The sequence below is a fragment of the Mucilaginibacter pocheonensis genome, from assembly GCF_031456535.1.
GTDB lineage: Bacteria > Bacteroidota > Bacteroidia > Sphingobacteriales > Sphingobacteriaceae > Mucilaginibacter > Mucilaginibacter pocheonensis.
Genome location: NZ_JAVDUU010000004.1, coordinates 809,428 through 822,182, shown reverse-complemented (window position 1 = coordinate 822,182; position 12,755 = coordinate 809,428). Strand labels below are relative to the sequence as shown.

General features: G+C 43.8%; 13 protein-coding genes. 8 read left to right on the top strand and 5 right to left on the bottom strand.

The window, feature by feature from the left end:
- Positions 1–18 precede the first annotated feature (18 nt).
- Positions 19–999, bottom strand: a complete 981-nt coding sequence (locus J2W55_RS21710; RefSeq protein ID WP_310101061.1) for a hypothetical protein — start codon at positions 997–999, stop codon at positions 19–21.
- A 393-nt stretch (positions 1,000–1,392) separates the two neighbouring features.
- Between J2W55_RS21710 and J2W55_RS21705 the strand changes: the two genes are divergently transcribed.
- The 3 genes from J2W55_RS21705 (at position 1,393) to purE (ending at position 3,622) form a co-directional block, all read left to right on the top strand.
- A complete protein-coding gene (locus J2W55_RS21705) occupies positions 1,393–1,785 on the top strand; it encodes a hypothetical protein (protein WP_310101058.1) in 393 nt (130 codons plus the stop codon).
- A 55-nt stretch (positions 1,786–1,840) separates the two neighbouring features.
- Positions 1,841–2,980 (top strand): 5-(carboxyamino)imidazole ribonucleotide synthase, encoded by a 1,140-nt coding sequence (locus tag J2W55_RS21700; RefSeq protein ID WP_310101055.1) that lies wholly within the window; start codon positions 1,841–1,843, stop codon positions 2,978–2,980.
- Positions 2,981–3,130: 150 nt separating this feature from the next.
- The gene (gene purE, locus J2W55_RS21695) at positions 3,131–3,622 is read left to right on the top strand and encodes a 5-(carboxyamino)imidazole ribonucleotide mutase (RefSeq protein WP_310101051.1); all 492 of its coding nucleotides are present in this window, start codon (positions 3,131–3,133) and stop codon (positions 3,620–3,622) included.
- A 943-nt stretch (positions 3,623–4,565) separates the two neighbouring features.
- Here purE and J2W55_RS21690 read toward each other — a convergent pair.
- Complete coding sequence (locus tag J2W55_RS21690) at positions 4,566–5,129, bottom strand: YqgE/AlgH family protein (RefSeq protein ID WP_310101048.1); 564 nt, start codon at positions 5,127–5,129, stop codon at positions 4,566–4,568.
- 109 nt (positions 5,130–5,238) lie between these two features.
- On the opposite strand from J2W55_RS21690, the gene pdxH reads away from it, so the two are divergent.
- Together pdxH and J2W55_RS21680 are read left to right on the top strand one after the other, a co-directional pair.
- Positions 5,239–5,886 carry a pyridoxamine 5'-phosphate oxidase gene (gene pdxH, locus J2W55_RS21685; RefSeq protein ID WP_310101045.1) on the top strand — a complete coding sequence of 216 codons (648 nt, stop codon included), beginning with the start codon at positions 5,239–5,241 and terminating at the stop codon, positions 5,884–5,886.
- A complete protein-coding gene (locus tag J2W55_RS21680) occupies positions 5,883–6,380 on the top strand; it encodes an NADH-quinone oxidoreductase subunit C (RefSeq protein ID WP_310101043.1) in 498 nt (165 codons plus the stop codon). Before pdxH ends, J2W55_RS21680 begins: the two co-directional genes overlap by 4 nt.
- A gap of 892 nt (positions 6,381–7,272) precedes the next feature.
- On the opposite strand, the gene J2W55_RS21675 is transcribed toward J2W55_RS21680, so the two are convergent.
- The gene (locus J2W55_RS21675) at positions 7,273–7,959 is read right to left on the bottom strand and encodes a hypothetical protein (RefSeq protein ID WP_310101041.1); all 687 of its coding nucleotides are present in this window, start codon (positions 7,957–7,959) and stop codon (positions 7,273–7,275) included.
- Between the two features lie 44 nt (positions 7,960–8,003).
- Between J2W55_RS21675 and J2W55_RS21670 the strand changes: the two genes are divergently transcribed.
- The gene (locus J2W55_RS21670; RefSeq protein ID WP_310101039.1) at positions 8,004–9,020 is read left to right on the top strand and encodes a threonine aldolase family protein; all 1,017 of its coding nucleotides are present in this window, start codon (positions 8,004–8,006) and stop codon (positions 9,018–9,020) included.
- Positions 9,021–9,110: 90 nt separating this feature from the next.
- Here J2W55_RS21670 and J2W55_RS21665 read toward each other — a convergent pair whose 3' ends face one another.
- Positions 9,111–9,626 (bottom strand): YceI family protein, encoded by a 516-nt coding sequence (locus tag J2W55_RS21665; protein ID WP_310101037.1) that lies wholly within the window; start codon positions 9,624–9,626, stop codon positions 9,111–9,113.
- Positions 9,627–9,854: 228 nt separating this feature from the next.
- Here J2W55_RS21665 and J2W55_RS21660 point away from each other — a divergent pair, with 228 nt between their 5' ends.
- A complete protein-coding gene (locus tag J2W55_RS21660; RefSeq protein WP_310101034.1) occupies positions 9,855–10,391 on the top strand; it encodes a hypothetical protein in 537 nt (178 codons plus the stop codon).
- A gap of 96 nt (positions 10,392–10,487) precedes the next feature.
- Here the strand turns inward: J2W55_RS21660 and J2W55_RS21655 are convergent, their stop codons facing one another.
- The gene (locus J2W55_RS21655) at positions 10,488–11,501 is read right to left on the bottom strand and encodes an aldo/keto reductase (RefSeq protein WP_310101033.1); all 1,014 of its coding nucleotides are present in this window, start codon (positions 11,499–11,501) and stop codon (positions 10,488–10,490) included.
- Between the two features lie 151 nt (positions 11,502–11,652).
- On the opposite strand from J2W55_RS21655, the gene J2W55_RS21650 reads away from it, so the two are divergent.
- Positions 11,653–12,738: a DNA topoisomerase IB gene (locus J2W55_RS21650; protein ID WP_310101031.1), complete on the top strand. Its 1,086-nt coding sequence runs from the start codon at positions 11,653–11,655 to the stop codon at positions 12,736–12,738.
- Positions 12,739–12,755 lie beyond the last annotated feature (17 nt).

Below are 12,755 nucleotides of genomic sequence, written 5' to 3'. Positions count from 1 at the left end.
TCGATCAGTTAATACCGACTACCAGGTAGCGTTATTAACGGTATAAGTACTTTTGCCGTCTGAATTATATGGAGGCAAAACACGCGCATAATAGTTGCCCCTAACAGAAGCAGTAACGGTTGACTGAGAAGCCTGAAAGGTACACAAAACACGATCAAGGTTGTTTCCATCAGTTTGAGATGCATTCACGTTTGATCCTGTAACGTGTGTAGTAGTGCCATTGCCTGTATTGATGAATGAAACATCAAAGCTTAAGTTGGTAATTGTTTTCTCGGTAGGTTCGCCTGCAGGCAGCCAGTTGTTAGGTTTATTTCCGCCTAAATACTCTTGTTTTATCCTTGTGTGTATGTAGCAAATGTAGGCAAAGGGATTTTGCTCAACATAGTTCTGTATTTCAAATACTAACTTACGTTTGCTGTTATTATCACCATTTCTTAAAAATTGATATTGATAACGTGCATCAATTTGTCCATTTGTTAAACTTACGCTTTGGGTTGAAAGTGATTGCCCGGTTGCGTTGTTAATAGCCCCGGCGCCTGCTTTAAATTTTAAAACACTTACACCCTGGTTGGCTTTAATCTTAGCCAACTGAGCTTCGTCTTTGTTTGGTATCAGGTGTTTATAGCCATTATTGAAATATACAATAGTGTCACCTATCATATATTCCCCTTTATTATTAATAATTGATTCATAAAAATCCGGGAAACCAAAGCTGGCAAAGGCAGCGGCAGCAGCAGAGTCGCTCCTTAATGATTTTACGCCTAATGATTTTTCCCATTTAGACAACGTTTCAGGATCTTTGTTAATTAGTTCATTAATAGTTTGGTTTAGGGCTTTGCTGTCCTTAAACACCAGTCGGCCGTTAACATTGGCAACCTCGGCATTAGTCAGATCAGTTGTGTTTTTGTTTGCAGCAATACCATTGTCTTTTTTGCAGGAAAACAATGCCACGCTTAGCAATACGGCAGTTGATAATCTTAGAATCAGGTTTTTTTTCATAGTATTTGATTGATAATATGTCACAATAATACTATAAAATATTTATGTATAGTGAAAAAATAATTATTATATATAAATTTAATAAATTCATAACATAAATATGTCTTCCTGTCTGCTTAATACTTAGCTTAAAGGCAGATAATTAAGCATATTAAGTTTTTAGGAAAATTATGCTGATAAAATGAAAAAGAAGCCGGCCTTTTGATTTCCGTTCCGGCTTGTTATTTTGCCGGAATAATGTTTAAATTGAACAGGCCGGAAATAGGCGGTTACTAATACCGGCCCCACCCAATTTGTGACATTAAGATTAGGGCTTTTAGCGCTATCATCTGTTACTTTGCGGGCATTAACTACCGTTTGCAGCCGGTATGTTTTTTACTTGAACAATACATCATGAAAATAATCCCAAAACAGCTTTTTAAAACCTTTTTGATCTCCGTTATACTATCTATAGCGGCAAACAGTATTTACTATGCCAGTATGCAAAAAGGTGCCGATATAACCAATGCTTTAACTACTATTATGGAGGACGCGACTTTCCTCAATATTGTCATTTTTATCATGAGCCTGCCCGCGTTGTTCCTGGCAAGCCCGGTTTACTGGAATAATTTAACGGTAAGGTTATTATTGTACTTTGCCGGTTCAATTATATTTATTGTAACGGCCCTGAGCCTGAAAATACAACCTGCAAACCGCGTAGTTTATTTACTGTCTGGAGGCATTTTTCTTATCGTTCACTCCGTGTTTTACTACTTTACCGTTAAAAAAGCGCGCCAGCTTAAGTGATATTGCAGCATTTTATGGCTTTTTGAAAGATTTCAGGTAAACTTGCAACATCAACATGAAAGCATTTTACGGAGATTTAAAATTAGGTATCCTGGGTGGCGGTCAACTTGGCCGTATGCTCATACAACAGGCTATAAATTACAACGTTAGCATCAAAGTTCTTGACCCCGACCGCGAAGCACCCTGCCGTAAGCTGTGCGACGAATTTACAGTAGGTTCATTAGGCGATTATGAAACGGTGTATAAATTTGGTAAAAATGTTGACCTGCTCACAATTGAAATTGAGAAGGTGAATGTTGATGCCCTTGAGCAACTGGAAAAAGAGGGGGTGTTGGTATATCCGCAATCGCGCATTATCAGGCTGATACAGGACAAGGGGCTGCAAAAACAATTTTTTAAAGAGAACGATATACCTACAGCCGATTTTCAGATCATATCATCGCCGCAGCAATTACAGCAAAGCCTTATACCTTTCCCTTACATTCAAAAACTGCGTAAAGATGGTTATGACGGTAAGGGTGTTTATAAAGTGGTTGATGAAACCTTTTTGCCGGGCGCTTTTAAAGAACCCAGCCTGATTGAAAAGTGGATTGATTTTGAAAAGGAAATAGGAATTATAGTAGCCCGCAATGAAAATGGCGAGATAAGTACCTTCCCGATGGTGGAGATGGAATTTAACCCCGAAGCCAACCTGGTTGAGTTTTTAATATCGCCGTCAACCCTGCCATTTGAGATACATGAACGCGCAGAGCAAATAGCCCGGAAGATAGCCGAAAACCTAAAAATAGTAGGTTTGCTGGCGGTTGAAATGTTTTTGGATAAGCAAGGCAAAATACTGGTTAATGAGCTTGCCCCCCGGCCGCATAACAGCGGCCACCAAACTATTGAGGGCAATGTGGTTTCGCAGTTTGAACAGCATTTACGGGCCATATTTAACCAGCCAATGGGTAATACCGCCTGCCTCAACAACGCTATTATGGTGAATGTTTTGGGCGAAGCAGGGTATGAAGGCCCGGCCGTTTACCAGGGCATTGAAAAAATATTGAAAGTGCCGGGTGTGTACGTGCATTTATATGGCAAGGCTTTAACCAAACCGTTTCGCAAAATGGGGCATGTTACCATTGTTGACGCCGACAGGGAAACAGCCATAGAAAAAGCCCGTTTTGTGCAGAAGACGTTGAAGGTGATCAGTTAATTATAAAAGACGTAATATAAAAATTGTCATTCTGAGCGGAGCGAAGAATTAACCACGTCATTGCGAGGAACGAAGCAATCTCTAAGCTATACAGGCAGATCCTGCAAATTGCTCCAAACCTCGCACTGACGGCTTTAAATAAACAACAATATGAGCCAACCCAAAGTAGCCATCATTATGGGCAGCAAGTCAGACTTGCATGTAATGCAAGACGCTGCCGATGTTTTAAAAGAATTAGGTGTAGCGTACGAAATCACCGTGGTATCGGCCCATCGTACACCCGACAGGATGTTTAGCTATGCCCGTGCTGCGGCGGATCGCGGTATTAAGGTAATTATTGCAGGCGCCGGCGGTGCCGCGCATTTACCGGGCATGGTTGCCTCGTTAACTCATTTGCCTGTAATTGGCGTGCCGGTAAAATCAAGCAATTCTATTGACGGATGGGACTCTATCCTGTCTATACTGCAAATGCCAAACGGCATCCCGGTGGCTACTGTGGCACTTAACGCGGCTAAAAACGCGGGCATACTGGCCGCGCAGATACTATCAACCGCCGATGAATACCTGGTTGAAAACCTCATCAACTTTAAAGAAGACCTTAAAAAGAAAGTAGAAGATTCGGCACGGGAAATGGAATCGTGAGTTGTTAGTGGTGAATGACACAAAAAAGGGCTGCAACCCTGAGCTTGTCGAAGGATAGTGGGAGGGCCTCTGCGCGCGCCCTTCGACAGGCGCAGGGTGACAGTCCGCACCCTCAAAATACAACTTATCATGTTAATCCGCGGACTTTGAAAGTGGAATGATGCAAAAAGGGCTGTCATCCTGAGCTTGTCGAAGGATAGTGGGAGGGCCTCTGCGCGCGCCCTTCGGCAAGCTCAGGGTGACAGGCCCGCCCGCCTCAAAATATAACTTGTCATGCTAATCTGCGGACTTTGAAAGTGGAATGATACAAAAAAGGCTGTCATCCTGAGCCTGTCGAAGGATAGTGGGACGGCCTCTGCGCGCGCCCTTCGACAGGCTCAGGGTGACAGTCCGCACCCTCAAAATACAACTTATCATGTTAATCCGCGGACTTTGAAAGTGGAATGATGCAAAAAGGCCTGTCATCCCGAGCTTGTCGAAGGATAGTGGGAGGGCCTCTGCGCGCGCCCTTCGACAAGCTCAGGGTGACAGGCCCGCCTGCCTCAAAATACAACGTGTTATGCTAATCCGCGGACTTTGAAAGTGGAATGATACAAAAAAGGCTGTCATCCTGAGCCTGTCGAAGGATAGTGCGGAAAGGCCTCTGCGCGCGCCCTTCGACAGGCTCAGGGTGACAGGTCCGTCCACCTATGGAAAAGCCGGCGAACAGCAACGCGAAGAAGATCCTTCGCTATCGCTCAGGATGACATGTGTGGGTAAATATGTGTGAGTAAGTATGTCATTGCTGTAGAGGTTAGATAATTCGGTAACAGAATTATTAAACCTTTACAATTGCGGGGAACGAAGCACTCGCGAACTACGCAGGGTTGCCCTGTAATGCGGGATTGCTACGCTGTCGTTCGCAATGACATAAAAGCAAGCCGTCATGGGTAGTTTGCCCAAACTAATTCAGCGTAGGGTTTTCGGGGAAATTGGCAATATGTGCGTAACGCTGCCCTAAACCGATCACTACGTCTTTCCAAAGGTTTTGTTCGTCGTTTGAAAACAGGGTTTCGCTTTTAAAGTTATCAGCAACTATCCAGCTATCCTGTATTATTTCGTCATCAAGCTGCTGCGGTGTCCACCCGGAGTATCCGGCAAAAAACTTTATTTCGCTTTCGGTTAGCTGGTAGTTTGACACCAGCTCTTTTGCCTGTTCAAAATCGCCTCCCCAAAATATGCCATGCGTAATTTCAATACCGCCCTCAATTTTTTCGGGAACGCAGTGTATAAAGTGAAGGGTGTTTTTGGCCACAGGCCCGCCATCATAAACCGGCAACTCGGAGTAGGATACATCGGGCAAAACATCGCCCAGTAAATATTCACTGTGATGGTTCAATATAAATCCCATTGCACCGTCGGGTGAATATTCCGTTAGTATAATAACCGACCTTTTAAAGTTCGGGTCGAGCATAAAAGGCTCCGAAATGAGTAAACGCCCCGCGGCAGCCGAAATTTGACTAAGCATAAGGTTTATATTTTAATATTATAACAAGCATAGTAAAAATATGTTCAATTATTAAATTGAATATATACATTATTAAGTACGATCTAATTAATTTGTAAGTTTGCATTCAATGAATCAGCAGGAAATACAAAATTTAAGGCAGGACTATTCTGCCGCCACCTTATCTGAAAAAGATACCAAGGCCGACCCGATAAACCAGTTCGAACAATGGTTTAACGAAGCCGTAGCCGCAAAATTGCCCGAACCCAACGTAATGACGCTGGCAACAGCCACATTAAACGGCAAACCATCTGCCCGTATTGTGCTGTTAAAGGGCTTTAATCAGTCCGGTTTTATGTTCTATACCAATTACTTAAGCCGTAAGGGCAAGGAGATAACCCGGAACCCGCAGGGCGCCCTGACTTTTTTTTGGGGTGAACTGGAACGCCAGGTACGTATTGAGGGCACCATTGAAAAATTAAGTAAGGAAGAATCGGAAAAATATTTTCATTCGCGCCCCAAGGGCAGCCAGATAGGGGCGGTGGTATCGCCACAGAGCCAGGAAATTGAAGGTCGCGAGGTTCTGGAAGAAAAATGGAACCAGCTGGAAGCTGAATATGATGGTAAGGAAGTGCCAAAACCATCATTTTGGGGAGGCTATATTTTAAACCCGCAGCTGATTGAATTTTGGCAGGGGCGCGCGAGCCGCTTACATGATCGTATTTTGTATAAAAAAGTTGATAAAAAAAGCTGGAAAAAGGTACGTTTAGCACCATGATGTTTAATGACATAAAACTTTTGCTGATCCAAAAATTTGGTGAATCGGTAATTGCCGGCGAAGAAACAGGCGGGCTGCAGCCCGCTTTGCTGATAAACCCCGACGATATTGCAGAGGTATGCCTGGAACTGCGGAATAATTCAAAAACTTATTTTGATTTTTTGTCGAGCCTGAGCGGGGTACATTATAATGACGATGATAACCGCTATGGGGTAGTATACCACCTGGCGTCTATACCCTATAAAACCCAGCTTACCTTGAAGGTAAGCAAGCCCCATGATCGCCAAAGCGCTGACCTGCCCGAATTTAAAAGCGTAACCAGCGTTTACCGCACGGCCGATTGGCATGAACGGGAGGCTTATGACTTGTTAGGTATTTTTTTTGAAGGTCACCCCGACCTGCGCCGCATCCTGTTGCCTGATGATTGGGAAGGTTTTCCCCTCCGGAAGGATTACCAGGCCGCGGAATTTTATAAAGGAATCAGGATAGATTAAAGGAGTCTAAACGCGGGGTAGACTCACCCCGGCTACGCTTCGCTGGCCGACCCTCTCTATGGCTTTGCCATAAAGAGGGTTGAGGAGTTGTTTTTTCTTTGCTCTTTTGTTCAATTATCTTTCATTTGTTTGTGAATTCCTCTTTGCGCCGCAGGCGGAGAGAGGGATGTCGAGCGGAGCGATGACAGGGTGAGTTTAAACGCGGGGCAGACTCACCCCGGCTACGCTTCGCTGGCCGACCCTCTCTATGGCTTTGCCATAAAGAGGGTTGAGGAAGAGTGATTTTTTCTTTGTCCTTTGTTCAATTATCTTTCATCTGATTTGTGAACTCCCTCTTTGCGCCGCAGGCGGAGAGAGGGATGTCGAGCGAAGCGACGACAGGGTGAGTTTAAACGCGGGGCAGACTCACCCCGGCTCCGCTACGCTGGCCGACCCTCTCTATGGCTTTGCCATAAAGAGGGTTGAGGAGTTGTTTTTCTTTGTTCTTTGTTCAATTATCTTTTATCTGATTATAAATTCCCTCTTTGCGCCGCGGGCGGAGAGAGGAACGTCGAGCGGAGCGACGACAGGGTGAGTCTAAACGCGGGGTAGACTCACCCGGCTATGCTACGCTGGCCGACCCTCTCTATGGCTTCGCCATAAAGAGGGTCGAGGGCGAGTGGTTTTTCTTTGCTCTTTTGTCGATTTATCTTTTGTATGGCCATGCCTGGGAAAGTCAATTCTAAAACTGTTTGATTTAGTGTTAAAATTGTAGTCAACATAAAAGATAAACCACGGAAAGCGCAATTATTTATCAAAAAAACAGCAGTTTTTTAGCTGTAATGCTGCTGACACTATTTTGTCAGCGTTCAGGTTTGTTCAGGTTCTCAATCAACCGGACACGCTCGTGGTCCTATTGCTTTTTGTGCGCGGCCGCCACTTCATTAAAATAAGCCACCAGCTTTTCAATGTTTTTCAATCCATACTGGTGTGCATGAATTTTCTCCACCACATCGGGCTCGTCGCCCATGATGTCAGCCATGATGTCTTCAAAATTTTCGTCTGTAAGTCGCTGCATTTCAGCGGTATTAGCACCGTAGTAATAAATGGTTTTTCCACCGCCGTTACGGCCGCGACCTCCACCCAATGAGATACCTACGCCGCCGCCCACGCCGCCGCCGTAGCCTCCGCTGCCATATCCCAGGCCAACTCCGGGCGAAATGCCAAAGCCGCTTCCGCCGCCTTTACCGCCCTGGGCTACGTAAAGCTTGGTTGGCTCGTCAAGTACTACCTTTACAAAGTCGGTTTCTTCCTTGCCCCATGATTCATTTTGAGGCGCATGTGCAACCACAAAGCTATCCTTGCCGGCCACGAAAGACCTTAGATCACTGGCACTTAGCTTATACGGGTTCGCTTTTTTGTCTTCCCTGAACTCAATGAAACCCTCATCTTTGATTGGTCCCTTGCCTGAGGGGTTAACCCTGATCAGCCCCGTTTCGCGGTTGCCTTTTACATCTGTAAAGGTGCCGGGCTGCCATTTTTGTGATTTTGCTGTTATAAAACACAGCATAAAAAATAAAATGATTAAAATTGAGCGCATAACGAGTTTAAAATACAAAGAACGCAATTTTTATACATTTTAATATGATGACCGTTGATTTACGCAGCGATACCGTAACCAAACCCACTCCCGGAATGCTGGAAGCTATGTGGAGTGCCAAAGTGGGTGATGATGTTTTTGGAGAGGATGAAACCGTTAGCGAACTGGAACAAAAAACCGCTGCTATTTTCGGTATGGAAGCAGGGCTGTTTTGCCCCTCAGGTACCATGACCAACCAGATAGCCATTAAGTGTTTTACCCAGCCGTTAGATGAGCTTATTGCCGACCAAACCGCGCACGTTTACCGTTATGAGGGTGGGGGTATTGCTTTTAACTCCGGTGCATCAACCCGTTTGCTGGATGGTTACCGGGGCATTATCACCGCCGAAATGATTGAACCGGAGATCAATGCTGAAAATATACATTACCCCCATACCAGCCTGGTAGTATTGGAAAATACTGTTAACAAAGGCGGCGGCAGCTGTTATACACTTGCCGATATTAAGCCAATTGCCGCGCTGTGTGAGGTTAAAGGACTAAAGCTTCATCTTGATGGCGCCCGTGTTTTTAATGCACTGACTCATACCGGCGATAAAGCTGCTGATTATGGTAAATATTTTAATGGCATATCTGTTTGTTTATCAAAGGGTTTAGGTGCTCCGGTGGGTTCGGTTTTACTGGCAGATGCATCAACCATTAAATATGCCCGTCGTATCCGCAAGGTTTTGGGTGGGGGATGGCGCCAGGCAGGTTTTTTGGCTGCGGCAGGCATTTACGCTTTGGATCATCATGTTGAGCGTCTAAAAATTGACCACGCCCATGCCACAATTTTGGGAGAAGAATTAAGCAAACTATCCTGGGTAAGCCATGTAATGCCTGTTGAAACCAATATAGTACTTTTTGATACTGTTGAATCTGCGGGCATCGTACTTGCCAGGCTGGCAGCTCAGGGTATTAAAGCAAGCGATACGGCTAAACACCGCATCCGTTTTGTAACTCATTTGGATGTTCATGCTGATCAAATAGAACATGTTGTAAAAGTACTAAAGAGCTTAGAGTAGTGATTGGTGAATAGTGAGTGAAAGTATAAAAATCCAGTTCGCAAACATCCTTACTCACTACTTTCAACTCACCATTCACTACTCGCCACTTTATTTAGTTACCGGCACATTTAACATAATTTGCAGATCATCAGGGGTTCCGTTTTTGGTGATATTGAAGTCCTTTGGTATTATTTTAAAGTTACCGTTAAAAACACCTTCATTCCCCTTATCATCAAATGTAAAATGAATAATAACAGGTTTTGTAACACCTTTCAGGGTTAGTTTGCCATTGGCATCGTATCCATTGCTGCTTTTGCTTACGGATGTCGATGCAAAGCTAATGGTAGGATAATGGTCGGCATCCAGTGCATCCTTGGCATGCATTGTTTTTATAAAAAAGCCCGTGCTTAATGTAGAAACGTCAATAGATGCCGATATTTTTGCATCCTCAGGGTGTGTTTTGTCGAATTGTATATTTGCCTTCAATCCCTGAAACTCTCCGTGAATTTTTCCATTTGCGAACTTTACTTCGTAGGGTTCCTTTACCTTCCAGGTGGTAGATGCAATAAAAGCCGAAAAACTAACAATTAATGCGATTAGCACCGGATACATTATTTTTTTCATAGAAATGTTTTTAGTGATTTGATACATTGAAATCTGTTTAAAAGATGGTCGTTGTAAAAAATACGAGCAGTTTTGACGATAGGTTGCCTGGTGTAAAAATTTCAGGTATAAGTCACATTTTGACTAAGGAGCTTGCCCGCCAGGGCAAAAATAAATTTGGAGCGAGGCAACCTATTTGTAAATGAGATAGTAATGTATATAGTGTTGTTTTACTAAAAATTATTACAAATGAAAAAACTATCAAAACTAATGAGCGCAGCGTTTATGGCCGCCATTTTGTTTTTTACAACCGAAACTAAGGCTCAAACCACACCGGCCAATGCTTTTGTTTTAAGCTTGGGTATTGAAACAGGTATCCCCACAGGTGTTGCCCGTCTTGGTACAAATTTTAACCTTGGAGGAACCGCACGTCTGCAGTATGGTATTACCAACAATTTTGCACTTACCTTCACTGCCGGCGGTTATCATTATTTCCCTAAAAAGATACCCGGACAGGATGCAAGATTTCAAAGCTATGGCGAATTGCCTATAAAAGCGGGTGTAAGAGAGTTTTTTCTGCCTAATGTATATGTTGGCGGTGAGGTAGGCATTGCTTTTGAAAAATTGGAAGGTCCGGATTGGGGGCCGCGTCGCTTAGATCTGTCGCCTAACTTAGGTTACGCTACCAAAAACTGGGATTTTGGCATCCATTATGATCACCTCACCCATAAAGACGATCACCTGGGTATATTTGCCTTACGGGTGGCTTATGGCTTTGGTTTGTAATTAAAATTACCTGCAATATTTATCGAGCGGAAGGCATATAGTTGTCTTCCGCTTTGCTTTAAATTAAAGGTGATATTAGCCAAAAGCTACCGCTGATTATCTGTTCTTGTTCTGATACTCAATGATCCAGCCTGGGTACTCTACAGGCAAAGCGCTCACTTCATCCATCTTTTGAAGGTCGTCAGCCGATAATTCTATATCAGTCGACCTGATGTTATCCAATAACTGATCTGCGTTTTTTGCACCTATAATAGTACTTGTAACGCCTTTTTGTAAACGCACCCAGGCCAATGCTATCTGCGCTGCCGACACACCATATTGCTTGCCTATACCAGCTATTACATCAATAATATCATACGCCTTTTCTTTGTTTATTAGCGGAAAATCAAAAGAGGACCTGCGCGCGCCGTCGGCATTTTGATTATCGCGGGTGAACTTGCCCGATAAAAAACCTCCCGCCAGCGGGCTCCAGGGCATCATAGCCAGGTTTTGATCAGCAGCAACCGGCAGTACTTCGCGCTCAATATCCCGGCCTGCCAGCGAATAAAAGTATTGCATCCCAACAAATTTATGCCAGCCATATTTTTCGGCAATACCCATGCCCTTCATCACCATCCAGCCAGGCCAGTTGCACACGGCTACATAGCGTACCTTGCCACTTAAAACGATATCATTTAATGATCGCATGATCTCTTCAACAGGTGTATGCAGGTCAACGCCATGTACGTATAAAATATCAACATGGTTAAGCTGCAGCCGTTTTAGGCTGGCATCAACCGACTGAAATATATGGTACCGGGATAAACCGCCGCTGTTTTTGCCCTGGTTTAAAAAAGCGCGAACCTTGGTGGCAATGATCAATTGGTCGCGGTCGAGCCCCACATCTTTAATGGATTGCCCAAGCAGTGTTTCCGATTCGCCAAAGGAGTACACATTGGCGGTATCAATAAAATTAATGCCCGAGTCAACCACGGTTTTCATGATGCTGTTAACATCCTGTTGCTGAGCCTTTCCTATGGCTTCGTATAAGCCTTTACCGCCAAAGGTCATGGTGCCAAAGCATATTTCAGAAACCAGCAGACCGGTATTCCCTAAAAAATTATATTTCATGAGTTGATGGTTTTTGTTTGACGTGAAATTAGTTACAATGCCCGGGTTTGTAAAGTAAACATCATTATAAAATAAAAGTTGGTTGGGGCAGTGCTATCTGGAGTTTGTCTTCAAAAACTTAATAGGCCGGGTTTTGTTATATCAACAGAATATGAACCGTCTGCTCCAAAAACTTGAAAAAATTGGCCGTGACCCTAAGATCACCGCAAAAGCTGTGGGCCTGCGGTATATGTCAGATTCTTCAGCCGGGTATACCCGTAAAAGAGCAGGCACAGGCTGGAGTTATTATGATGCCGAAGGTAAATTGGTTAAGGATAAAGAACTTATAAAACGCTTTAATAAATTGGTGATTCCGCCGGCATACGTCAACGTATGGATCTCGCCTTACGAAAACGGGCATTTACAATTTACAGGCATTGATACCGCCGGGCGTAAGCAATATCGCTACCATCCTGACTGGAGCCAGGTACGTAATCAATCCAAGTACCATCGCCTGCAAACCTTTGCTTCTCACTTACCTGCAATACGGGAACAGGTTGATCTGGACCTTTCGCGGCATAAACTTGATCATGAAAAAGTTGTGGCGCTTGTGATACGCTTAATGGAGCTTACCGCTATTAGGGTGGGCAATGAATCATATAAAAAGTTGTATGGCTCTTTTGGTTTAACCACCTTGCAAAACCGGCATATTAAAATTGAAGGGTCAAACCTTAGGTTTGAGTTTAAAGGCAAAAAAGGGGTTCTTCATAAAATAACGCTGCAAAGTAAAAAACTGGCCCGGCTGGTAAAGCAATGTCGCGATATCCCCGGGAAAGAGCTTTTTCAATATTATAATGCCGAAGGTGCCCGCTGCAGTATTGATTCTGGCGATATCAATAATTATTTGAAGGCAATTACGGGCGAGGATTTTACCGCTAAAGATTTCCGTACGTGGGCAGGCAGTGTAAGTGCTTTATATGCCTTTAAAAATGCCGGTGAATTTTCTAACGAAACGGAATGCCGCAAGAAAATTGTGAGCGTACTTGATGAAGTAGCTATTAACCTGGGCAACACGCGAACGGTTTGCAAGAAATATTATGTACATCCCTTAGTGATAAAAAGCTACGAGGAGGGTACTTTATTTAAATACATCAGCGACTTAGATGACGATAATGAAATAAAAGCGGCAGAGCTCAACAAAGCTGAAAAAGCCATGCTGAACTTGCTTGAAACAGAAAAACTGGCCGAAGCCAGTTAATTAAACTACATTTAAAG